The 22,191-nt window shown below is 64.1% G+C and carries 21 protein-coding genes; 16 read left to right on the top strand and 5 right to left on the bottom strand.

The annotated features are described in order from the left end of the window. Nucleotides 1-132 precede the first annotated feature (132 nt). On the top strand, nt 133-1,089 hold the full coding sequence (locus A3840_RS01975; protein ID WP_067451063.1) for a cation diffusion facilitator family transporter: 957 nt from the start codon (nt 133-135) through the stop codon (nt 1,087-1,089). Here the strand turns inward: A3840_RS01975 and A3840_RS01970 are convergent. Then, complete coding sequence (locus A3840_RS01970) at nt 1,086-2,297, bottom strand: TIGR03862 family flavoprotein (RefSeq protein ID WP_067451048.1); 1,212 nt, start codon at nt 2,295-2,297, stop codon at nt 1,086-1,088. The genes A3840_RS01975 and A3840_RS01970 overlap by 4 nt on opposite strands. 125 nt (nt 2,298-2,422) lie before the next feature. Here A3840_RS01970 and A3840_RS01965 point away from each other — a divergent pair, with 125 nt between their 5' ends. The 10 genes from A3840_RS01965 (at nt 2,423) to A3840_RS01920 (ending at nt 13,588) form a co-directional block, all read left to right on the top strand. Then, nucleotides 2,423-3,472 (top strand): HD domain-containing phosphohydrolase, encoded by a 1,050-nt coding sequence (locus tag A3840_RS01965; RefSeq protein ID WP_067451045.1) that lies wholly within the window; start codon nt 2,423-2,425, stop codon nt 3,470-3,472. Nucleotides 3,473-3,927: 455 nt separating this feature from the next. After that, nucleotides 3,928-4,248 (top strand): STAS domain-containing protein, encoded by a 321-nt coding sequence (locus A3840_RS01960; protein ID WP_165603104.1) that lies wholly within the window; start codon nt 3,928-3,930, stop codon nt 4,246-4,248. Nucleotides 4,249-4,259: 11 nt separating this feature from the next. Next, complete coding sequence (locus tag A3840_RS01955; RefSeq protein WP_067451040.1) at nt 4,260-4,628, top strand: response regulator; 369 nt, start codon at nt 4,260-4,262, stop codon at nt 4,626-4,628. Then, nucleotides 4,625-6,670, top strand: coding sequence for a chemotaxis protein CheA (locus A3840_RS01950; RefSeq protein ID WP_067451037.1), 2,046 nt, complete (start codon nt 4,625-4,627; stop codon nt 6,668-6,670). The genes A3840_RS01955 and A3840_RS01950 overlap by 4 nt, the downstream gene beginning before the upstream one ends. Continuing rightward, on the top strand, nt 6,667-7,164 hold the full coding sequence (locus A3840_RS01945; protein ID WP_067451034.1) for a chemotaxis protein CheW: 498 nt from the start codon (nt 6,667-6,669) through the stop codon (nt 7,162-7,164). The genes A3840_RS01950 and A3840_RS01945 overlap by 4 nt, the downstream gene beginning before the upstream one ends. Next, complete coding sequence (locus A3840_RS01940; RefSeq protein ID WP_067451032.1) at nt 7,161-9,254, top strand: HAMP domain-containing methyl-accepting chemotaxis protein; 2,094 nt, start codon at nt 7,161-7,163, stop codon at nt 9,252-9,254. Before A3840_RS01945 ends, A3840_RS01940 begins: the two co-directional genes overlap by 4 nt. Before the next feature lie 73 nt (nt 9,255-9,327). Next, on the top strand, nt 9,328-9,792 hold the full coding sequence (locus tag A3840_RS01935; RefSeq protein ID WP_067451060.1) for a chemotaxis protein CheW: 465 nt from the start codon (nt 9,328-9,330) through the stop codon (nt 9,790-9,792). Between the two features lie 53 nt (nt 9,793-9,845). Continuing rightward, nucleotides 9,846-10,721 (top strand): CheR family methyltransferase, encoded by an 876-nt coding sequence (locus A3840_RS01930; protein ID WP_082903576.1) that lies wholly within the window; start codon nt 9,846-9,848, stop codon nt 10,719-10,721. A 9-nt stretch (nt 10,722-10,730) separates the two neighbouring features. After that, a complete protein-coding gene (locus tag A3840_RS01925; RefSeq protein ID WP_067451026.1) occupies nt 10,731-11,879 on the top strand; it encodes a protein-glutamate methylesterase/protein-glutamine glutaminase in 1,149 nt (382 codons plus the stop codon). Beyond that, nucleotides 11,876-13,588: a coiled-coil domain-containing protein gene (locus A3840_RS01920; RefSeq protein WP_067451023.1), complete on the top strand. Its 1,713-nt coding sequence runs from the start codon at nt 11,876-11,878 to the stop codon at nt 13,586-13,588. Before A3840_RS01925 ends, A3840_RS01920 begins: the two co-directional genes overlap by 4 nt. 80 nt (nt 13,589-13,668) lie before the next feature. On the opposite strand, the gene A3840_RS01915 is transcribed toward A3840_RS01920, so the two are convergent. Further along, nucleotides 13,669-14,400 (bottom strand): class I SAM-dependent methyltransferase, encoded by a 732-nt coding sequence (locus A3840_RS01915; RefSeq protein WP_067451020.1) that lies wholly within the window; start codon nt 14,398-14,400, stop codon nt 13,669-13,671. On the opposite strand from A3840_RS01915, the gene A3840_RS01910 reads away from it, so the two are divergent. Further along, nucleotides 14,399-14,584, top strand: a complete 186-nt coding sequence (locus A3840_RS01910; RefSeq protein ID WP_067451017.1) for a hypothetical protein — start codon at nt 14,399-14,401, stop codon at nt 14,582-14,584. The two genes, A3840_RS01915 and A3840_RS01910, sit on opposite strands and share 2 nt — an antisense overlap. A 55-nt stretch (nt 14,585-14,639) precedes the next feature. Here the strand turns inward: A3840_RS01910 and A3840_RS01905 are convergent, their stop codons facing one another. Next, entirely contained in the window at nt 14,640-15,281 is a 642-nt protein-coding gene (locus tag A3840_RS01905) for a ThuA domain-containing protein (protein ID WP_067451014.1), read from the bottom strand. Nucleotides 15,282-15,338: 57 nt separating this feature from the next. Continuing rightward, nucleotides 15,339-16,550: an ROK family transcriptional regulator gene (locus A3840_RS01900; protein WP_067451010.1), complete on the bottom strand. Its 1,212-nt coding sequence runs from the start codon at nt 16,548-16,550 to the stop codon at nt 15,339-15,341. 194 nt (nt 16,551-16,744) lie between these two features. Here A3840_RS01900 and A3840_RS01895 point away from each other — a divergent pair, with 194 nt between their 5' ends. The 4 genes from A3840_RS01895 to A3840_RS01880 all read left to right on the top strand — a co-directional run bounded on the left by A3840_RS01895 (nt 16,745) and on the right by A3840_RS01880 (nt 20,987). Beyond that, nucleotides 16,745-18,040 (top strand): extracellular solute-binding protein, encoded by a 1,296-nt coding sequence (locus A3840_RS01895; protein ID WP_067451007.1) that lies wholly within the window; start codon nt 16,745-16,747, stop codon nt 18,038-18,040. 68 nt (nt 18,041-18,108) lie between these two features. Continuing rightward, nucleotides 18,109-19,050, top strand: coding sequence for a carbohydrate ABC transporter permease (locus A3840_RS01890; RefSeq protein ID WP_067451004.1), 942 nt, complete (start codon nt 18,109-18,111; stop codon nt 19,048-19,050). Beyond that, complete coding sequence (locus A3840_RS01885; protein WP_082903575.1) at nt 19,043-19,918, top strand: carbohydrate ABC transporter permease; 876 nt, start codon at nt 19,043-19,045, stop codon at nt 19,916-19,918. The genes A3840_RS01890 and A3840_RS01885 overlap by 8 nt, the downstream gene beginning before the upstream one ends. 10 nt (nt 19,919-19,928) lie before the next feature. After that, entirely contained in the window at nt 19,929-20,987 is a 1,059-nt protein-coding gene (locus tag A3840_RS01880) for an ABC transporter ATP-binding protein (protein ID WP_067451001.1), read from the top strand. Between the two features lie 69 nt (nt 20,988-21,056). On the opposite strand, the gene A3840_RS01875 is transcribed toward A3840_RS01880, so the two are convergent. Further along, nucleotides 21,057-22,190, bottom strand: a complete 1,134-nt coding sequence (locus tag A3840_RS01875; RefSeq protein WP_067450998.1) for a mandelate racemase/muconate lactonizing enzyme family protein — start codon at nt 22,188-22,190, stop codon at nt 21,057-21,059. Nucleotide 22,191: the final 1 nt, after the last annotated feature.

Below are 22,191 nucleotides of genomic sequence, written 5' to 3'. Positions count from 1 at the left end.
TCGGGGCTTCCATCGACGTTTCAAACCCGGAGGTTTTTATGCCGTCCGGCGCAAAGCCACGCATATCGGGAACCCGATTGACATCTTCATATGAATGTATATTCATACATGCATCTGAATAAGGACGCGACAATGCCGGCCCATTCCCATGACCATGCGCATGACCACAATCATGGGCATGACCACGACCATTCCGGGCATAGCCATACGCCCCAGGTGAGCGCCGGCAATGAGCGAGCCGTGTTGATCGGCCTGATGCTCACCGGCACCTTCATGATCGCCGAAGTGATCGGCGGCGTGCTTTCCGGGTCGCTGGCGCTGATTGCCGATGCCGGCCACATGCTGACCGATACCGTCGCTCTGTTCCTCGCCTGGCTCGGCTTCCGGCTCGGCCGGCGGCCCGCCGATGCGCGCCGCTCCTTCGGCTATTCCCGGCTCGAAGTGCTGGCCGGGCTCATCAACGCCCTTACCCTCTTCGCCCTGGTGGGCTGGATCGCCTATGAGGCGGTGCAGCGTTTCCTCGAGCCCCATGAGGTCCTGGCCGGCCCCATGTTCGTGGTGGCGGTGCTGGGTCTCCTGGTCAACCTCACCGTCTTCTGGGTGCTTTCGCGCGCCGATGCGGACCATGTGAACATCAAGGGCGCGCTGCTGCATGTGCTGGGCGACCTGCTCGGATCGGTCGGCGCCATCGCCGCCGCCATCATCATCTGGCTCACCGGCTGGATGCCCATCGATCCGATCCTGTCGGTTCTGGTCAGCCTCCTGATCCTGCGCAGCGCCTGGGCCCTGTTGATGCGCACCTTCAACATCCTCATGGAAGGCGCCCCCGACGGTTTCGAGCCCGACCGCCTGCAGGCCGACCTCGCCGCCGCCATTCCCGGCCTCGCCGGCGTCGGCCACCTGCATGTCTGGTCGCTGTCCTCCGGCCAGACCATGGCCACGCTCGAAATCCGGCTGGAGCCCGGGGCCGATCCGGCGGCCATTACCCAGGCGGTGCGCCGGACCCTGCTGGAGGATCACGGCGTCAACCACGCCACGATCGAGATCGACTGGAACGGCCAGGGCCTGACCTGCCAGGCGAGGCCCTAGATGGCCTGGGCAAAGCGCGCCGCCGCCCGCCCGGCCACCCGCCCGGTGGCGAGGCATGCTGTCAGCAGATAGCCCCCGGTCGGCGCTTCCCAATCCAGCATCTCGCCGGCGACGAACAGGCCCGGGACGGCTTTGAGCATGAAATCCTCATCCACCCCGTCCCAGGTAACGCCGCCGGCGACCGAGATCGCCTCCGCGATCGGCCGCGGGCGCCGGACCGGCAGGCGCAGCGCCTTGATCTGCCGGGCCAGTGTCGCATTGTCGAGCCCGCCCGGCTCGGGCAAGGCCTCCCGCAACAGGCCGAGCTTGACCCCATCGAGCCCCGCCCCCTTGCGCAGCCGGTTGGCGAAGCTCGCCTTGCGCGGCTGCCGCTCCAGGTCCCGGGTCACCCGCTCCAGCGTCCGGCCCGGCGCGAGGTCGAGCACCAGGTCCGCGACGCCATCGCGCTCTAGCGCATCGCGCAAGGCGGCCGCATGGGCATAGACCAGGCTGCCCTCGATGCCCCAGCGGCTGATCACGAATTCGCCCGGCAGCGTCCCCGCCGCACTGGTCGCCGATATGGCCTTGACCGGCATGCCGGCGAAACGCTCGGCAAAGAGCGGGCTCCAATCGGTCTCGAAGCCGCAATTGGCCGGCCGAAACGGCGCCAGATCGACACCCCGCGCCGACAACAGCGGCGCCCAGGCGCCGTCCGAACCCAGGCGCGGCCAACTGGCGCCACCCAGCGCCAGCACCACCGCATCGAAGGCTTCGCTGACCCGGCCCTCGGGCGTCCCGAACAGCAGGCTCTCTCCTCCGAAGCCGGTCCAGCGATGCCGGGTGCGGATATCGACGCCCAATCCGGCCAGCCGCCCCAGCCAGGCGCGCAGCAGGGGCGAGGCCTTCATCGCCTTGGGAAAGACCCGGCCCGAGGAGCCGACAAAGGTTTCGACCCCCAGCCCCGCGCACCAATCGCGCAGCGCCTGGCTGCCAAAGCCGTTCAATGCCGGCGCCAGACGGTCCCGCGCGGCCCCATAACGGCCGAGCAGCGCCGCATGGTCCTCTGCATGGGTGATATTGAGCCCCGACTTGCCCGCCATGAGCAATTTGCGGCCCACGCTGGGCATGGACTCGAAAAGGCTCACCTCGGCGCCGGCCAGGGCCGCCGCTTCGGCGGCCATCAATCCGGCCGGCCCGCCGCCCACAATGCCGATCCTGCCCTTGCCCATGCACGCCGCCCTTTCGATCCGCGCCCCCATACCATGTCGGCGCCGGGAAAGCCCGCCCTCGTTAAGCTCCGCCTAAGACCTCTTGCCTATCCTCCCGGCCGGCAGAGATACGGGGGTTCTCTAGCATGCGCCTGTTGATTGTCGACGATAGCCGGTCAAGCCTGGCCCTGATCGGCACCATCGTCCAACAGACGCTGGCGGGCGAGCTGGAGCTGTGCCTGAGCCCGCTCGAGGCGCTGGAAAAATGCAATTCCAGCCAGTTCGACCTGGTCATCGTCGATCATATCATGCCGGAAATGGACGGCATCGCCTTCACCGCCGCCCTGCGCGCACGTCCCGCCTATCGCATCGTGCCGGTGATCATGGTCACCTCCGATCTGGACAAGAGCGTCCGCATCGAGGCGATCAAGGCCGGCGCCACCGATTTCCTGCACAAGCCGTTCGACCCCACCGAACTCCAGGCCCGCGTCGCCAACCTGCTGGCCCTGCGCCAGGCCCAGGTGGAACTGGCCGACCGCGCCCAATGGCTGACCCGCGAGGTCGAACGCGCCACCGCCCATTTGCTGGCCCGCGAGGAAGAGATCATCTATCGCCTGGCGCGCGCCATCGAATATCGCGACGGCGATACCGGCGAGCACGTTTCCCGCGTCGCTCAGATCAGCCAGCTCATCGCCGAGGGCATCGGCCTGTCCGCCGATCGCCGCCGCATGGTCTACTTGGCCGCGCCCCTGCACGATATCGGCAAGATCGGCATTGCCGATGCCATCCTATCCAAGCCGGGCAAGCTGACGCCCGAGGAAATGGCGATCATGCGCGAGCATGTGACCATTGGCGCCCGCATTCTCGAACGGGGCGGGTCCGACCTGATCCGCACCGCCGAACTCATCGCCCAGAGCCATCATGAGAAATGGGACGGGACCGGCTATCCCGACCAATTGTCCGGCACCGACATTCCCGTCGAAGCGCGCATCGTCGCCATCGCCGATGTCTTCGACGCCCTCTGTTCGGAACGACCCTACAAGGCGGCCTGGCCGATCGAGCAGGCCTATGCCGAAATCGTGAAATGCAGCGGCAGCCATTTCGACCCCACCTGCGTCGCCGCCTTTCGCGCCAAATGGCCGGAAATCTGCGCCATCATGCAGGGCGAACCCGAACCGCGCGCGGTCGGTCTCTGATCGTGCAAGCCAAGCATGCGACGCCCATTACGCATCGCTCGCCCCCTTCTGAAGGCCTGTAGTCGCCCCCTAGCCCGCATCGTCGCACTGAATCGAAATCATGACGCGCGGCTTTCTTGCCGCTTGATTCAGAGTCGATTCCACCAATCGCTCTCGACCGCAGAGTCGATTCTGCATCGATTCAAGAAAAACAAAGAATTTACTCTATTTATTTCTCTATTAAACAATAATACTTGCCGTTCGATTTTTCAAAATTAATCCCATACGTAACCATCGGTTAAATATCGGGTGTAGATAATAGTAACAAGCCGGATGGGAATACGGCGAACATTGACCGATCCAGAACCGAGAGACCGAGCCGCGTAGCAGAAATTGCGCCTCACGCTTCCCGCCAGAACATCACGATTGAAAGACAGAATGTCGACCATCGGAATAAACCAAACCCGGTCATGTCCATGACCGGGAGCCAAGATCACACGCATGTCTTGTCCGGCGATGCCGGCATCAAGTTCGCGGCGGAAATCGCCGCCGGCCTGCGCCAGGCCCTCGAGAGTCACAAGACCATTAGCGTCGATAGCCAGGCGCTGACGACCGCCGATCTCACCACCGTGCAAACCCTGCTCGCCGCGCGCGCCTCCGCCAAGGCGCGGGGCGGAGTCCTGACCCTGGCCCTCCCCCTGGGCGAAGCGCTGCGCCATGTCCTGGACCATGCCGGCTTTCTGTCGCCCACCCAGCCCGACCGGGACTTCTGGACCCCCTCCTCCGATCAGCCTTAGGACGTTACGGCATGAGCAAGACCATCCTCACCATCGATGATTCCGCTTCCATCCGGCAGATGGTGTCCATGACCCTGGTGTCGGCCGGCCTCGATGTCATCGAGGCCGCCAATGGCGCCGAAGGCTATGACAAGGCCATCGCGAACAACGTCCACGCCGTCCTGACCGACCTCAACATGCCGGTCCTCAATGGCATCGAATTCATCCAGAAATATCGCCAGCACCCGGCGAGCAAGGGCGTGCCGATCATCCTGCTGACGACGGAATCCGACGAGGAGCTCAAACGTCAGGCCAAGGAGGCCGGCGCGACGGGCTGGATCGTCAAGCCGTTCAAGCAGGACCAATTGCTGGCCATCATCAAGAAGGTCACCGGGGCATGAACATCGCCGATCCCACCGAGACCTTCCGCCAGGAAGCGCGCGAGCTGCTCGACCAGCTCGAAGCGGGTCTGCTCGATCTGGAACAGGACCCGTCCAACCAGGATCTCGTCAATTCCACCTTCCGGGCGCTGCACACGATCAAGGGATCGGGCGCCATGTTCGGCTTCACCGCCGTGGCTGAATTCGTGCACGAATTCGAAACCGCCTTCGACCGGGTGCGCAAGGGGCAGAGCCAGGCCAATGCCGCGCTCATTCAGGTGGCGCTGGACGCCAAGGACCACATCCACCTGCTGATTGAAAGCCCCGAAAGCCGGGCCCAGGGCGGCGACGAAATCCTGGCGCATCTGCGCGTCGTCGTTGCGGGCGCGCCGGCCGAGGCCCCGCCGAGCCCGAAGACCAACGCCGCAAGCACCCCGGCGGCACCGCCCGAGGTCGCCAAAAGCTGGCGCCTGGTCTTCTATCTGCCGTCGGACGCATTGATCTACGGCACCAATCCGTTGCTGCTGCTGAAAGAACTGGCGCAGATCGGCCCCACCAAGATCACCGCGCTCACCGACCGGGTGCCGCCCCTGGAGGCGCTCGATCCGGAAGTGCCGCATATCGGCTGGCAGGTTGACATCGAGGCGGACGACCCGACCAGCGCCATCGACGATGTGTTCCTGTTCCTTCGCGACAATATGGAACTGACACTGGCGCCCCTTGATACCGCCGCGGCAGAGATTGCGCCCCTGCCGGAACCCGCAGAGATCGCTATCGCCGCCGAGCCGGTCGCGGCCGAAGAGCCGCAGCCCAGCGCGGCCATATCGGCCAGGCAACCTCCCAATCCCAAGGTGAGGGCGGCGGACAAGCCGGATGGCAATGCGGCCTCCTCACTCCGGGTGCCCGCCGAACGCCTCGATGAACTGATGGACCGGGTTGGCGAATTGGTGATCGCCCAGGCCCGCCTCAGCCAGATTGCCGCGCTGAGCGCCGATACCGGCCTCAAGACCATTGCCGAGGAACTCGAACGCCTCTCCTCCGGCCTGCGCGACACCACCATGGGTATCCGCATGGTGCCGATCGGCAGCCTGTTCAGCCGCTTTCGGCGATTGGTACACGATCTGTCCGGCGAATTGGGCAAGCCCATCGAATTCATCACCGCCGGCGAGGAAACCGAGCTCGACAAGACCATGATCGAGCGCCTGGCGGACCCGCTCGTGCATCTGATCCGCAATTCGGTGGACCATGGCCTCGAAAGCGCCGAGAAACGCGCCGCAGCCGGCAAGCCCGCCAAGGGTGTGGTCCGGCTTTCGGCGGTCTATTCCGGCGCGGAAGTGGCCATTTCCGTATCGGATGACGGCGCGGGCCTGGACGCCACGCGCATCCGCGCCAAGGCGGAGGAGAATGGCCTCATCGCCGCCGATGCCAAGCTGACCGACCAGGAATTGCACCACCTGATCTTTGCGCCGGGCTTTTCCACCGCCAAGGAAGTCACCTCGCTCTCCGGGCGCGGCGTCGGCATGGACGTGGTCAAGCGCACCATTGACGGGCTGCGTGGCACCATCGAGGTCACCACCCGGCCCGGCCTGGGCACGACCATGACCCTGCGCCTGCCGCTGACCCTGGCCATTATCGACGGCATGCTCGTTCGTGTCGGCAATGGCCGCTACACCATCCCGCTCGCCGCGGTCGAGGAGTGCGTCGAGCTGCCGGATGGTATCGAGGCCCATGCCAAGGGGCGCAACTTCCTCGATATAAGGGGGAGCCTGGTACCCTATCTGCGGCTGCGCGAAGTCTTCGGCACGACGGCGCCCGCCGAACTGCACCAGAAGGTGGTCATCGTCTCCTCGGGCGAAGGCCGTGTCGGCCTCGTGGTCGACCAGATCATCGGCAACAACCAGACGGTCATCAAGCAGCTCTCCAAACTGCATTCCTCCAGCAAGTCCTTCTCCGGAGCCACCATTCTTGGCGACGGCACCGTGGCCCTGATCCTGGACACGGCCCATCTGGTGTCATCCGGCCAGAGCTATGTCGACCGCACCCAGCCGGGGAGAGCCGCATGACCATCCCCGGTGCGCCGATGAAGGCGCTGACCATCCGGCTCGAGGACGAATTGTTCGCCGTCGAAGCCAGCCGCGTTCGCGAAATTCTCGATCTCGTGCCCATTACCGAAGTTCCCAATGCTCCGGCCTTTGCGGGCGGGCTCATCAATGTCAGGGGCCGCGTCGTGCCCCTGGCCGACCTGCGCGTCATGTTCGGCATGGCGCGGCCCGAGCCGGACGAGGATACGCGCATCGTCGTCATGGAAGTGGACATAGACGGCGAACCCACCATTGCCGGCATCCTGGCCGACAAGGTGCATGACGTCACCGATATCGAGGCGGCTTCCATCGAGGAAGCACCCAAGGTCGGCATGCGCTGGCGCCCCGAATTCATCAAGGGCATCGGCAAGCGCAATGGCGGCTTCATCATCATTCCCGACATGGAACGGATTTTCGAAACGACGGACGGCAGGACACCGTCCTTGGCAGCATCAGAAGAAAGGCCAGCATCGTGAGACTGACTATAAAGACTAAATTGGCGGCGGTGTTCACCACCGTCGTGGCGCTGTCTGGCGTCGGGATGTTTCTGGGTATCCAGGGTTTGGGCACCATCAACGATTCCATGGAAACGGTGGTCAACGGCCCGGTCGCCCGCTCGCAGCAGCTCAAGGAGCTGGAAATCGAGCTCGTGTCCTTGTCCAACAATATGCGGGCAATGGTTCTGAGCACCGAGACCTCCGAGCTCACGGCGCTGCAGGCTTCGATGCAGCAGAACTACGACACGCTGAGCACCAATGCCCAGGATCTGGCGGCAAACTTCACCAGTCCGGACAATGTCGCCGACATGCAAAGCTTCATGGCCACCCTCGACACCTATTGGGAAACGCTGTCCGACGCCCGCGCCGAAGCGATGAAGAACACCGATACGGCCGCTTTCGAAATCACCACCACCGAAGGCAGCGCCGCGATCACCGCCGTTGAAACCACGATGGGCAAGCTGCTGCCGTCGCTGGCGCAGCGCATCGCGGCCGGCGACATGGCGGCATTCCCCGCCTATGAAGCCGCCAGCACCCTCTTCCTCGATGCCAGCGACGTCTTCCGCCAGCACCGCAACGTGCTGCTTGCCTCCAGCAACCCCGCCAAGCAGGACGAATGGTTCAACGATTTCGACGGCGTCCATGAGCGCATCCAGCCCAATATCGACCGGCTGGGCCGCCTGGCAGGTCCGTCCGAAGCCGCGCTTGTCGCCGAGCTGCGCGCCAATTTCGACGCGATGTTCGCAGCAATGGAAAAGGGCAACGCCATCGCCATCCAGCGCTCGCAATACAATGCCACCGAGATCGTCGACAATATCGGCGCACCGCTGCGCGCCGAAGCCGTTGCAACGCTGGACCGGATCGTCGCGCGCAACCAGCAGAATGTCGCCACGGCCCTGAGCGATGCCGATATTCTCTATGAGAACAGCCGCGCCTTCCTGATCGCGCTGTTGATCGGCTCGATCATCATCGCCGCCGTCGCCGCCATCTGGATCGTGGTCTCGATCTCCCGGGCTCTGTCGAGCGCCGTGCAGCTCGCCGAGGAAGTGGCCGAGGGCAATCTCAATGCCACCGCTACGGCCAGGAGCGATGACGAAGTCGGCGACCTGATCAAGACGCTCAACGCCATGACGCAGAAGCTGCGCGAAGTGGTATCCGAAGTCACCGCCGCCGCCCGCAACGTGGCCGCCGGCAGCCAGGAAATGTCGGCCACCGCCGAACAGCTGAGCCAGGGCGCCACCGAACAGGCGTCCTCGACCGAAGAGGCTTCCGCCTCGATGGAAGAGATGGCCGCCACGATCAAGCAATCGGCGGACAATGCGTCCCAGACCGAGAAGATTGCCCGGCAATCGGCCGCCGATGCAATTGCCTCGGGCGAGGCGGTCAACAATGCCGTCACCGCCATGCAGACCATCGCCGAAAAGATCATGGTCGTGCAGGAAATCGCCCGCCAGACCGATCTGCTCGCCCTCAACGCCGCGGTGGAAGCTGCGCGCGCCGGCGAACATGGCCGCGGCTTTGCCGTGGTCGCCTCGGAAGTGCGCAAGCTCGCCGAACGCAGCCAGACCGCTGCCGCCGAAATTTCGACCCTCTCCGGCACCACCGTCAAGGCGGCGCAATCGGCGGGCGAAATGCTGGGCAAGCTGGTTCCCGACATCCAGCGCACCGCCGAACTGGTCGAGGAAATCTCTGCCGGCAGCCGTGAGCAGAATGCCGGCGCGGCCCAGATCAACACCGCCATCCAGCAGCTCGACAAGGTGACCCAGCAGAACACCTCTGCCGCCGAGGAAATGTCCGCCACCTCCGAGGAATTGGCCAGCCAGGCCGAGCAATTGCAGTCGGCCATCAGCTATTTCCGCGTTGATGCGAGCGCAATCGCCGCGGCGACCGCTCCGGCCCGGGCCGATACCGAGCTGCGCCAGGCCATCCTGGCCAAGGCGCCGCACATGGCGCCGCGCAAGCCGGCCGGCAAGACAAAGCCGGCGAAGGGCGGCGGCTTCGACCTCGACCTGGATGGTGACGACATGGACGATCTCGACAGCGAGTTCACTCGTCGCGGCGCCGCCTGATCCTACCCAAACATTCCCGGCCGCCTGCGGGCGGCCGGGAATGTCGTTCATCGCACATTCCAGGACCGACCTCATGGCCGAACGATCCCAATATGTAACGCTTGGCGTGGGCACTGACCTCTTCGCCGCGCCCGTCGCCCGCGTCCAGGAAATCCTCGACATGCGCCCCATTGCCCGCCTGCCGCAGGCACCGCCGCATCTGCTGGGCATGATCGACGTGCGCGGCCAGGGCGTGCCGGTGCTCGACCTGCGCATGACGCTGGGCATGCCCCCTGCCGACGACACGGAGAATACCCGCATCATCGTCCTGGGCGTGACCGGCAAGGATGGCCAGGTCACGCTCGGCCTGCGCGCCGACCGCGTTTTCGAAGTCACCGTGCTCGACAGCGAGAACCTCGATCCGCCACCCGCTACCCATGCGGGCTGGAGCGGCCATTGCATCGCGGGCATCGGACGCCGCAACGGCAATTTCGTCACCGTGCTCGACCTCGACCACCTGCTGGGCGACGCCGCCGGCCTTGCCAGCCGCGCCGCCTGACCCCTGATCGGCCGGCCGCGCCGCCCGTCTCGCCCGCGTTTTCGGAGTATATCTTGTCCAGTCTCGCCCGCGCCTTGCCCACCTCCGCCGAGGACGACCACCTGAGCGTTGCCGATTTTCAGCGCATCGCGGCGCTGATCGGCGAACAGGTCGGCATTCGCCTGCCGCCGGCAAAACGGCTGATGGTGGAAGGCCGACTGCGCAAACGCATCCGCGCGCTGCACCTGGCCAGCCTGCGCGCCTATGGCGATTATCTGTTCCGCCAGGATGGCCTGGGCAGCGAATTGCCCTATCTGATCAACGCCGTCACCACCAACAAGACCGACTTTTTCCGCGAGCCCGAGCATTTCGAGCTGATGGAGAAGATGCTGGTCCCGGACCTCCTGGCGCAACGCCTTGCCGAGCGCAACCCGCTGCTCAAGGTGTGGAGTGCCGCCAGTTCCACTGGCGCCGAGGCCTATACCATTGCCATGGTGCTGGCCGACATGGCCGCCCAACGCCGCGATTTCCGCTATTCCATCCTGGGCACCGATGTCTCGACGGACGTTCTCGCCCAGGGCCGCCGCGCCATCTATCCCGCCGAAATGATCGCCCCGGTGCCTCCGGGCATGCAATCGCGCTACCTGATGTTCGCACGCCGTCCCGGTCCCCGGCCGGAGGTGCGCATCGTCCCCGAATTGCGACGGAATGTGCAATTCCACCGCCTCAACCTCATGGCGTCGAGTTTCCCCATCGACCGGGATGTCGACATCATCTTCCTGCGCAACGTGCTGATCTATTTCGAAAAGGCCGACCAGGCCGCCGTTATCTCCCGTCTCATCGATCATCTGCGGCCAGGCGGCTATCTGCTACTCGGGCATTCCGAATCCATGGTGGGCACATCGATCACCATGCGGCAGGTCGCGCCCGCGGTGTTCCAGAAAATCTGAGTGTCCGTCATGACTGCATCCAGCGGCAAAATCCGCGTCCTGATCGTCGATGACAGCGCCTCGGTGCGCACCACGCTCAGCGACATCATTTCCGCCGATCCCGACCTCGAGGTCATGGCCACGGCAGCCGATCCCTATGTGGCGGTGGAGCGTATTCGCCAGGAAGTGCCCGATGTCATTTTCCTCGATATCGAATTGCCCCGCATGGATGGGCTGACCTTCCTGCGCAAGATCATGTCGCAACGGCCCATCCCGGTCGTCATCTGTTCCGGCTTAGCCCAGGTGGGCTCGGATACGTTGATGCAGGCATTGGAAGCCGGAGCGGTCGACGTTGTGGCCAAGCCGCGCGTCGATACCGCGCAATTCCTGCAGGAATCACGCATGCGCATCTGCGACGCCGCCAAGGCGGCCGCTCATGCCAGAATGCGCGGCGTGCAGAAATCCGCACCCGTCCTGCGCGCCCAGCCCGACCTCAAGGTGGAAGCCAAATTGACCGCCGACGCCGTCCTGCCGCCCTTGTCCGAGGCACGGCGGCAGAGCTTGATCGGCCGTATCCCCTTGACCGATCCTCTTGTCGCCATTGGCGCCTCGACCGGCGGCACCGAGGCGCTGCGCGAGGTGCTGGAACGCCTGCCGGCGGACAGCCCGGCCATTCTCATCGTTCAGCACATGCCCGAGAAATTTACTTCCGCCTTCGCGCGGCGCCTCGATGCGAGCTGCGCCATCCGGATCAGGGAAGCTCAGGATGGCGATCTCGTTCAGCCCGGCCAGGCGCTGATCGCGCCCGGCAATCTGCACATGCTGCTGGTTCGCAACGGCCAGCGCTATACGATCAGGATCGAGGACGGTCCTCATGTGTCCCGGCATCGTCCTTCGGTCGACGTGTTGTTTCGGTCCGCCGCGCAGACGGCCGGACGGAATGCCATGGGCATGCTGCTCACCGGCATGGGCGATGACGGCGCCAGGGGCCTTCTCGAAATGCGCCAGATGGGCAGTCCCACCATCGCGCAGGACGAGGCCAGCAGCGTCGTTTTCGGCATGCCCAAGGAAGCCATTCAGCGTGGTGCGGCCACACATACGCTGCCCCTCAACAAGATGGCGGGGGAAATAATCGCCTTTGGCCGCCAGGGCGGAGCCGACGCAGGAGCAACAGCATGACCATGCCCGTCGCCGCAGAAGCGGTCGCACGTCTCGCCACCGACCTTGCCCGTCCTCGACAGGACATCGAGACCGCGTTCGTTGCCGTCGGCACGCGCCTGACCGAGGGCGCCACCCTGCTCAACACGCTGAGCAAGCTGTTCGAGGCGCTACCGGAGGCGCTTCAGGGCACCGAAGTGGAAGAGGCCTTGTCGCATCTGGGGGCGGTTGCCGAACGGGCGAACCGGCTCGCGGACACCTTCGCTCAGGAGAAGGCGGAACTGGCCCGGCTGATAGATGTGGTTGCCGCGGCCAGTTCGCCCATTGCGAGCCTGCGCCGGGCCGTCAAGATGATGGGCATCGTTTCCGTCAATGCCCGCGTCACCGCCGCGGGCATTGTCGGAGACAGTGATGATTTCGACGTTTTCACCACCGACATTGCCACTCTTTCGGATTCCGCCAGCCGCACCATTCAGGAATTCGCCCAGATCTATCGGCAATTGACCGCCGAAGTTGACCGGGCCGCCACCCAGCGTGCCCGGTTTGAATCCGCTCATGCCGATACCCTGTCCGGGCTCGCCGTCAGCCTGGCCGAGACCATCGGCGCCCTGGATCGCCAGCGCAGCACCGCCGCGGCCGGGAGCGCTGAAACCGGCCGCGTTTCGCGGCAGATCGTGGGACGTATCGGCAGCGCCGTCATGTCGCTCCAGGTGGGCGATGCAACGCGCCAGCGGCTTGAGCACGTCGAAGCCGGACTCTCCACCCTCGCCAGCGTCGCTGATGGCGACCTCCTGGAAGACGCCGAGCGGCCGGCCGCCATCGCTGCCCTTGCCGCGCTGCAGCAAACCCAGCTCACCGATATCGCCGCCGCTTTCGCACAGGAGGTCGAACAGGCGGAGCAGGATTTGAAGGCCCTGGCCAGCGATGCCGCCACCATCATGGCCCGCAGCCGGGATTTCGAAGGAGACGGCAAAGGTCAGGCCTCCGCCATCGCCGGTCTCAGTGCACAATTGCGCGCCGCCGTCACGATCCTCAGGGACTTCGAGGCCGAGCGCGCCAAGCTGGAAATCGTGGCCAGGGCGGTGCAGGACACCGTACATGTACTGCTCGACCACGTCGGGGCCGTCCAGGATATCGAGGCCAATATGCGCCTAGTCAGCCTCAATGCTGCGGTCCGCTGCGCCCAATTGGGGCCGCGCGGCGCCTCGCTCACCGTCATTGCCATGCAATTGCGCGAATTGACCACGGAGACGGTAGTGGCCGCCGAAGCGGCGATGCAGCAGCTCAACCAATCCTCGTCACTGGCCGGCGCCTTTGGCGCCGCGGCCGAACAGACCGGCGCCGGGCGGATTTCCGAATTGGAGCAACAGGCCAATCTGGCACTCGACATCCTGGCTGGACTGGACCAACGCCTTGCCAGCGCTCTCGCCCGGCTCAATGCCGACGGCCCCAAAGTGATCGCCCTGCTCGACGCCGCGGCAAGCGGGATGGCAGGCCAGTCGGAGCTGGCCGAAACGCTGGACGACACGGCCCTCACCATTGCCGGCCTCACCAGCGAGCCTGTCCCGGACATTCTGCCCCCCGGCACGACCGGCATTCTCGGCCAATTGCGCCAGTCTTACACGATGGAAGCAGAGCGCATGATCCATGACCGGCTCTTCCCCCACGGCAATGCCCATGCCGAGACCGAAACCGAGCCCGATATGGACCTCGACGCCTTCATGTTGTGACGGCAGCTCTCCCGCGGCAATGACCTATATGCGGTGGGCCGTCTCGTGACGGGCGGCCCATTTGCGCAAAGCGTGCGTGACTAGCCTCTATGGGCGTCGATCAGGAGCATCATCGGCCGCTCCAGCTCTTCGGCGAGGCCCGGATTCGCAAGGATTTGAGCCTCCGTGGGCGCAAATTCCTCGACCCGGTCCAACCGGAATCCCGCGCTGATGAGCGTATTGAGAAGCGTGCCCATGGTCCGGTGATATTTGAGCACGCCATCGGCGAACCAATTGGTGCGACGCTCGCCTTCTCGCGCATAGCCATTGACCGGCCAGGTCTTGCGCCCCTCCCCGTCTTCTATCCAATGCGGCTGCGAAGCGGCCATGAAGATGGGATGCTCGATGGTGAAGACCAGATCGCCGCCCGGAACCAGCGCACGATGCATCATCGCGACGAGACGCCCAAAATCCTCGACATAGTGAAAGGCCAGCGCGCTGTAGACGAGTTCCACGCTCTGCGCGGGCAATTCGAGCGTATCGAGATCGGCGATCCGGTATTCGATCGCCGCGTCGTCGGTGTCGGCGCGAGCGCGTTCGATCATCTTCTCGGAAAGATCGTACCCCTTTACCGCCGCGGCCCCCTGCTGCCGCATCCAGCGGGATGCCCAGCCGAAGCCGCAGCCGAGATCGGCGACGCGCTTGCCCGTCACCGGCGGCAACATTGCCTTGATGGCGTCCCATTCGGGCGCGCCGTCCAGGCCGTGGACCTGCCGAGGAAGCTGGCTGTAGCCAGCGAAGAATTTCGGATCGTCGTAGATATTCTGTGCCATGTTCAATTCCTTTGCAAAATTGGACGAGGCACGAGCCATGCCGAAAAACCTCGTCCGCAAGGGCGAGGCCGGTATCGGCATGTCGCTTGATCAGGTCGCGCGCGCTACGCCCCGGCATCCCCCAGATGAGATGCCGGCCAAGCGGGTGACAATGTGGGTGTCCTCTTCGACCATAATGCAATGATCATCGAGAAGCACGGCCCGGTCAAGCGCCGTGCAGACAATCAGGCCGGATCCGCTCAACGCGCCGCCCAGTTCAGGCCGCGGCGGATGATCGTGCGCATCTGCGGAACCTCGAATTCCTTCGAGACATGGCCCAGCGAGGAATAGAAGACGCGCCCCTTGCCATGCTTGCGCTTCCACACGACCGGCATGGTCACCCCATCGATCCAGGCGGCATGCTCACCGGTGAAGGTGGTCGTGGCCAGCACTTCGTTGGAGGGATCGACATGCATGTAATATTGTTCGGAGCGATAGGGGAAGCTCTCGATCCCTTCCACTACCGGGTCGTCCGGCCGCGTCACGTCCACGCGATAGTCGATGATATTGCCCGGATGGGCGACCCATTGGCCGCCGACCATGAACTGGTAGTCGACAGCCTCGCGGAAGGCGTCGGCCATGCCGCCGTGATAGCCACCCAGCCCTACGCCGCCTTCCACCGCCGCGCAGAGATTGGCCAGTTCTTCCTTTTCGATCTTGCTCATGGTGAAGATCGGCACGATGAGGCTAAGATCGTGGATGACCGGATCGGCGAAGGCTTCCGTGGTGTTTTCCACATAGACGGTGAAACCGTCTTCCTCCAGCATCGACTTGATAATGGCGGCGCATTGCTCGGGCTCGTGCCCGCTCCATCCACCCCAGACGATCAGTGCCTCACGCATGTGACTCTCCTCCTTGTCGACTTGCCATCGGTCCGCGCCCGCAGCGCCGGCCCATTTTCAGGTGATACGCGCAGCGGGCCCGGTCGTGCTCCAGGGCGCGCCATACAATTCGCTCAGCGCGACGGCGGCGGCGCCGCGCGCCCAGGCCTCGTCGCCGATTTCGTCGATGACGATATTGGTAACGGCCCTGAGCGGTTCGGTCAGCGCCCGCTCGAATGACGCTTGCAAAGGCTCGATGAGATCGCGGCCCAACGCCAGGCTCGATCCGACGAGAATGACCAAGGGCGGCGCGAAGAGCCCCGCCAGATTGGCGATCGCTATCCCCAGGGCCTCGCCTGCCCTACTGGCCGCCGCGGCAAAACCGTCATTGCCCTCTTCGAGGAGCCGGCGCACGTGGCTCATGCCACGTCCCACGCGCATCGCCTCGCGCAGCCGCAGATCGGCATTCTCTTCGTCGAGGATGGCCTTCTCGCTGGCGATATCGGCCAGGCGTAGCGATTGCGCATTGGAGACGCCCATCATCATGTGCCCCAGGTCCAGGCTCAGTTCGCGCGCACCGCGGAAAATCTGGCCGTCATGCATCACCCCAAGGCCCAGGGAATCCTCAAGCGACACCAGGACGAAATCGTCGCATTGGCGCGCCTGACCGAACCAGTGCTGCGCCTTGGCAATGGCATTCGCGTCGCTCTCGACGATGGTGGCGACGCCGAGCCGCTTGCTCATGAAGGCCGCGAGCGGCACGTCATTGCCCTGCAGAATCGTGCTGGAACGCACCCGACCCGATCCATGCTCGACGATTCCCGGAACCGCCAGGGCAACCGTGGTCACGTCCGCCAGCCCGAGCCCGGCATCGAGCACGCAGCGCCGCACGCCATCTTCGACCAGGTCTGCCAGCATATCCAGGGGTAAGGCACTCACCCGGACCGGCACGCTGAGATGCGCCAGCACCACCCCCTCGAAATCGGTGACCACGAAGAAAATGCCGCTCGACGTAATCTTGGCCCCGACCACCCGGGCGGCGGAAGCGTTCAGTGTCAGCATGACGCGGGGACGTCCGCGATTGGCATTGTCGCGCCGCAGATCGCCCTCATGGCGCGTGACGATCAGCGAATCGTCCAGTAGCGAAGCCGTGATGGCCGAGATGGTTGTCGCCGACAATTGCGTGCGCTCACCGATCTCGACGCGGGAAATCGAGCCGCTGCGGCGAATGGTGTCGAGTACGTGGAACCGGTTGATGGCACGCATCAATTCGGGATCGGCCGTCTTCATCCTGGCTGGTCTCCCCCTCCCGCCATTTTACAAACATAGCGGATTTAATTGATGCCTCTTTGGCACGAATGCGCCGCACAGCACAAGGGCGAAGCGGCCAACTCCGTGACCTCACAGAGTTCGCCACTTGACAGCGACCGGCGGACGCGTCCTAATTAATTTGTAATCGGGATAAAAATCCCTGGGAGGAAATCATGAACGTGTCTTTCGGCCGCCTGGCGCGGCATCGGCTTGCTATTGCCTTGAGCGCGGCCGCCCTGATGGCAGGGGTTTCTTCGGCCTCCGCACAATCGGTCATCAAATGGCTGCACCTGGAAACCAATGCGGAGCGTCTCGGCACCTGGCAGGAGATCGCCGCCGCCTATGAAGCCGAGCACCCCGACGTCAAGATCGAGTTCCAGTTCCTTGAGAACGAAGCTTTCAAGGCCAAGCTGCCGACGCTGCTGCAATCCAATGAAGCGCCGTCCATGTTCTACACCTGGGCCGGTGGTGTGCTGAAGGCGCAGATGCAGACCGGCGCCATCCGCGATATCACCGCCGCCATGGACGCCGATGGCGGCGCCTGGCGCAATTCGATCAATCCCGCCGCCGTGGCCGCCATGACCTTCGAGGACAAGGTCTGGGCCGCACCGATCCAGTCCGGCGTCGTATCCTTCTTCTACAACAAGGAATTGTTCGAGCAGGCCGGCGTGGACGGCACGGCTATCGCCACCTGGGACGATTTCCTGGGCGCGGTGCAAAAGCTCAAGGATGCCGGCATCACCCCGATTGCCGGCGGCGGTGGGGACAAGTGGCCGCTCCACTTCTACTGGTCGTACCTGGCCATGCGCGAGCTCGGCCACGACGGCTTCGAAGCGGCCAAGAATGGCGAAGGCTTTACCGGCGAAGGCTTCGTCGCCGCCAGCCAGAAGCTGATCGATCTCGGCGCCATGCAGCCCTTCCAGGAAGGCTATCTCGGCGCCACCTGGCCCGATGCCATGGCCACGTTTGCCGATGGCCGCGCGGCCATCGTCCTGGGCTTCGAGAACACCGCCACTCCGACCATCCAGCGCGGTGCGGCGACCGATGGCGAAGGCCTGGTGCAGGACAATATCGGGCGCTTCCCCTTCCCGGTGGTGGAAGGCGCGCCCGGGCTGATCACCGATGATTTCGGCGGCATCAATGGCTGGGTGGTCACCACCAATGCCCCGCCGGAGACCGAGGATTTCCTCAAGTTCTTCACCAATGCGGAGAACTCCGCCAAGATCGCCGAGCGCAATGCCATCCTGCCGACCACGATCGGGGCCGAAGTGGGCGTGAAGGATCCCTCCATGGCGGAAGCCGCGGCGCAGAAGGCCCAGGCGACCTGGCATCAGAACTATCTCGACCAGGATCTCGGACCCAATGTCGGCCGTGTGGTCAACGACATGTCCGCCGAACTGGCTGCCGGGCAAATCTCGCCCGAGGATGCCCTCCAGCAAATCCAGGACGCCTTCTCACTCGAGATGTGATCGGAGCCGCCGCCGCACCGGATCGGTGCGGCGGCGGTCTTGCCTGAAATCCTATCCGGAGCGCCCTCATGAGCCAGACCAGTTCGATCAGCGCACCACGGGCATTATCCGCCCGCACACCCGCCATCGCCCGCCGCAAGAGCAACCGCGTGCGCGGCACCTGGCCGGTTCTGGTGTTGTTCCTGCCCCCGGCCCTGCTGCTCTTCACCGTCTTCGTCATCCTGCCCATGGGCGAAGCGGCCTGGTATTCGTTCTACAATTGGAACGGCTACGGCCTGCCCACGCAGTGGATCGGCACCAAGAATTACGAGCTGATCTTCAACAATGGCGCGTTTCGCCAGGCCCTGATCAATAACGGCCTGATCATCCTCGTTTCCATCGTCATCCAGATCCCGCTGGCCCTGTGGATCGCCACCATGGTGACGCATCGGATCAAGGGCGCGGTCATGTTCCGGCTTCTGTTCTTCCTGCCCTATGTGCTGGCCGATGTCGCCGCCGGCATGATCTGGCGTTTCGTCTATGACGGTCAGTTCGGCCTCGTCGCCGGTATCTTCAATGCCATGGGCATGAGCGCACCGTTCTGGCTCGCCGACCGGCAAGTCGCCTTCTATGCGGTGCTCGGCGTGATCGTCTGGAAATATTTCGGCTTTCACATGATGCTGTTCGTGGCCGGGCTGCAATCGATCGACAAGAGCGTGCTGGAAGCCGCCGACATCGACGGGGCGACCGGCTGGCAGAAATTCTACCGGGTCACGCTGCCCATGCTGGGCTCGACCGTCCGCCTGTCGGTCTTCTTCGCGGTGATCGGTTCGCTGCAATTGTTCGACATGATCATGCCGCTGACCGGCGGTGGACCGTCCAATGCCACCCAGACCCTGGTTACCTTCCTCTACAGCTTCGGCGTCATGCGCATGCAGGTCGGGTTCGGCTCGGCCGTCGGCGTCGTGCTCTTCGTCATCTGCGTCGTCCTCGCTTTCAGCTACAAGCGGATCTTCATGAAAAATGACTGAGACAACCGCACCGATCGACGCCGCCACCGCCAGCTCCGGCGGCCGCAGCGAGCGCCTGCCGACCAAGATCTATCTCTATACGAGCCTCACGATCCTGGCGGCGATTATCATCATTCCGCTCGTGACCACGGCTCTGGGCGGCTTCAAGACCCTGGGCGAATTGCGCGGCAATCCGTTCGGTCTGCCGTCCGACTGGCAATGGGAGAATTACGGCGGCATCCTCTTCAGCCAGCGCTACTGGCTGCAAATGGGCAATTCCCTTCTGATTGCGGGCCTTACAGTGTTCCTGACCCTCGCCTTTTCGGCGATGGCCGCCTTCGCCTTCGCCCATGTCAAATTCTTCGGCTCCGGTTTCCTGCTCAATTATTTCCTGATCGGGCTGATGTTTCCGGCGGCGACGGCGATCCTGCCGCTTTTCATCCGCATCCGCGACCTGGGACTGCTCGATACCTATTGGGGCGTGGTGCTGCCGCAGGTGGCCTTCGGACTGGGCATGAGCATTCTCCTGTTCCGCAATTTCTTCCGCAACCTGCCCAGCGAATTGTTCGACGCGGCCTTTGTCGATGGTGCGGGCTATATCCGCTTCTTCTGGAGCATCACCCTGCCACTCAGTCGACCGATCATCGCCACGGTGGGAATCATCTCCTTCGTCGGCAGCTGGAACAGCTACATCCTGCCCCTGATCATGCTCAACTCGGAGAGCAAATATCCCTGGCCGCTCGGCATCATGGTCTATCGCGGCGAATTCTCGACCGATTGGCAGCTCATCCTCGCCTTCATCACCCTCACCATCCTGCCCACCGTGATCGTTTTCTTCGCGGCGCAGAAACACATCATCGCCGGGCTGACCGCCGGCGCCGTCAAGTAAGGAGCCAGCTATGGCCGGACTGGAACTGCGGAACATAGCCAAGAGCTACGGCTCGGTGTCGGTGATCGAGGGCATCAACCTCAGTGTCGAGGACGGCGAATTCGTCGCCCTGGTCGGCCCTTCGGGCTGCGGCAAGTCGACAATCCTGCGCATGGTCGCCGGGCTGGAGGACATTACCGGCGGCGACATCCTGATCGGCGACAATGTGGTCAATGAACTGACCCCGCGCGAGCGCAACATCGCCATGGTCTTTCAATCCTATGCCCTCTATCCGCATATGAGCGTCTACAAGAACATGGCATTCAACCTCGAACTCTCCGGCAAGCCCAAGGACGAGATCGACCGCCGCGTCCGCGAGGCCGCCCGCATGCTCGAGCTCGAACCGCTGCTTGACCGCAAGCCCAACCAGCTTTCGGGCGGCCAGCGCCAGCGCGTTGCCATGGGCCGCGCCGTGGTGCGCGATCCGGCGGTCTTCCTGTTCGACGAACCGCTCTCCAATCTCGACGCCAAGCTCCGCGTGCAGATGCGCAGCGAGATCAAGACCCTGCACCGCAAGGTCGGCGTGACCTCGATCTATGTCACCCACGATCAGGTCGAGGCCATGACCCTGGCCGACCGGGTCGTCGTGCTCAATCACGGCGTGATTCAACAGGAAGGCTCGCCGATGGAATTGTATCGCCGGCCGGCCAACCTGTTCGTGGCCGGGTTCATCGGGTCGCCGGCGATGAACTTCTTCGATGCGGTGATCGAGGGCGGCACTGCGCGAACGGCCAATGGCCTCACCTTCCCCTTCGTTTCCGATCAGCAATTGGTGGACGGGCACAAGGTGGTGGTCGGCATTCGTCCCGAGCATTTCCTGACCGGCGGGGCGCTTGCCGGCGAAGTCACCTTCGTCGAGCCGACCGGCGGACAGACTTTCGTGACGCTCGATCTCGCTGGCCACCAGACCATGGTTCTGGTTTCGAGCGAGCAGGATATCGACACGGGCGCCAGTCTCTCCGTATCCGCACCGATCGAGCGCACCTACATATTCGACGCGGAAGCCGGAAACCGCCTCAGTCGCAACTGAAATCGGGGTCGATGCATTGCACCGGCCCCTCAGGTGCGCTCGGAAGGGTAAGCCTGCGAGCCGCCTGGCCTACCAGTTCGTCAACGCGCCATCCTGCCGGTAGAAGAGCGGCAGGCTTGTCTGCTCAAAGGGATAGCGGGCGAGGCCGTCCCAATCGACCTCGAGGCCGAGCCCGGGCGCATCGGAGGCAAAGAGCCAGCCATCTTCCCAACGATGGGAACTCGTAATCACATCGCCGAGGCTTTCGCCCGGACGACGCGGCAATTCCTGCACCAGCACATTGGGCGTCGCGAGGTTGAAATGGAGGCAGGCGGCGGTCGAGACCGGCCCGATCGGATTATGCACCGCCACATCGATGAAATGGGTCTCGCACCATCCCGCGATCTTGCGGGATTCAGTGAAGCCGGCCGCGATGCACATATCGATGCGGGCATAATCGATCAGTTCTTCCTCGATCAGCGCCCGGAACTGCCACTTGGTGCCCAATTGCTCGCCGGCCGCGATCGGCACGGCAGTCTGCTGGCGCAGCCGCCGATAGGATTCGGGGTTCTCGACCCGCAAGGGATCCTCGATGAACATCGGCCGATAGGGCTCGACGCCGCGGCAGAGGCGCACGGCATCGGGTACGCTGGTGCGCGTATGGGCGTCGAAGGCCAGCTCGATTTCAGGCCCAAGCTCGGTGCGCAGCAGCCGGAAGGCCTCGATGGTCCAGTCTACGGCGTGACGCGGATCATAGAGCGTGTCACCGAACGGGCCACTGTCCCAGCGCAGGCAATTCCAGCCTTCGGCTACCCGCTGGCGCGCAACGCCCAGCAATTCCTCCGGCGTGGCCGCCGCCATATGGCAATAAGTATCGACCTTGTCGCGCACCTTGCCGCCAAGCAATTGATAGACCGGCACGCCCAGCGCCTTGCCCTTGATATCCCAGAGGGCGATATCGATGGCGGCGATGGCGGCGGCGAGGACCTGATTGGACGGGTGGAAGCCGCTGCGCCACATCAGTTGCCAAAGATGCTCGGAACGCATCGCGTCCTGGCCGATGAGCAAGGGCGCCAGGGCATCGATGATGCCGGCAACACCCCCTTCGCGCGAGGTAAGCCCGCCTTCGCCGATCCCGACAATGCCCTCGTCGGTCTCGACCTTGACGAACAGCATGGTCCGCCATTCCTTGACGAGATAAGGGGTGACCGCAACGATCTTCATT

It is taken from the genome of Devosia elaeis, assembly GCF_001650025.1.
GTDB lineage: Bacteria > Pseudomonadota > Alphaproteobacteria > Rhizobiales > Devosiaceae > Devosia > Devosia elaeis.
Note: the sequence above shows the minus strand (reverse complement) of the source record. Positions and strands in the feature narration are given on the sequence as shown.

Bases quoted from the DNA above. Each gene is read 5' to 3' on its own strand.
- A3840_RS01975 (WP_067451063.1), top strand. From the start codon at position 133: ATGCCGGCCCATTCCCATGACCATGCGCATGACCACAATCATGGGCAT.
- A3840_RS01970 (WP_067451048.1), bottom strand. From the start codon at position 2,297: ATGGGCAAGGGCAGGATCGGCATTGTGGGCGGCGGGCCGGCCGGATTG.
- A3840_RS01965 (WP_067451045.1), top strand. From the start codon at position 2,423: ATGCGCCTGTTGATTGTCGACGATAGCCGGTCAAGCCTGGCCCTGATC.
- A3840_RS01960 (WP_165603104.1), top strand. From the start codon at position 3,928: ATGACCGGGAGCCAAGATCACACGCATGTCTTGTCCGGCGATGCCGGC.
- A3840_RS01955 (WP_067451040.1), top strand. From the start codon at position 4,260: ATGAGCAAGACCATCCTCACCATCGATGATTCCGCTTCCATCCGGCAG.
- A3840_RS01950 (WP_067451037.1), top strand. From the start codon at position 4,625: ATGAACATCGCCGATCCCACCGAGACCTTCCGCCAGGAAGCGCGCGAG.
- A3840_RS01945 (WP_067451034.1), top strand. From the start codon at position 6,667: ATGACCATCCCCGGTGCGCCGATGAAGGCGCTGACCATCCGGCTCGAG.
- A3840_RS01935 (WP_067451060.1), top strand. From the start codon at position 9,328: ATGGCCGAACGATCCCAATATGTAACGCTTGGCGTGGGCACTGACCTC.
- A3840_RS01925 (WP_067451026.1), top strand. From the start codon at position 10,731: ATGACTGCATCCAGCGGCAAAATCCGCGTCCTGATCGTCGATGACAGC.
- A3840_RS01920 (WP_067451023.1), top strand. From the start codon at position 11,876: ATGACCATGCCCGTCGCCGCAGAAGCGGTCGCACGTCTCGCCACCGAC.
- A3840_RS01910 (WP_067451017.1), top strand. From the start codon at position 14,399: ATGTTCAATTCCTTTGCAAAATTGGACGAGGCACGAGCCATGCCGAAA.
- A3840_RS01915 (WP_067451020.1), bottom strand. From the start codon at position 14,400: ATGGCACAGAATATCTACGACGATCCGAAATTCTTCGCTGGCTACAGC.
- A3840_RS01905 (WP_067451014.1), bottom strand. From the start codon at position 15,281: ATGCGTGAGGCACTGATCGTCTGGGGTGGATGGAGCGGGCACGAGCCC.
- A3840_RS01900 (WP_067451010.1), bottom strand. From the start codon at position 16,550: ATGAAGACGGCCGATCCCGAATTGATGCGTGCCATCAACCGGTTCCAC.
- A3840_RS01895 (WP_067451007.1), top strand. From the start codon at position 16,745: ATGAACGTGTCTTTCGGCCGCCTGGCGCGGCATCGGCTTGCTATTGCC.
- A3840_RS01890 (WP_067451004.1), top strand. From the start codon at position 18,109: ATGAGCCAGACCAGTTCGATCAGCGCACCACGGGCATTATCCGCCCGC.
- A3840_RS01885 (WP_082903575.1), top strand. From the start codon at position 19,043: ATGACTGAGACAACCGCACCGATCGACGCCGCCACCGCCAGCTCCGGC.
- A3840_RS01880 (WP_067451001.1), top strand. From the start codon at position 19,929: ATGGCCGGACTGGAACTGCGGAACATAGCCAAGAGCTACGGCTCGGTG.
- A3840_RS01875 (WP_067450998.1), bottom strand. From the start codon at position 22,190: ATGAAGATCGTTGCGGTCACCCCTTATCTCGTCAAGGAATGGCGGACC.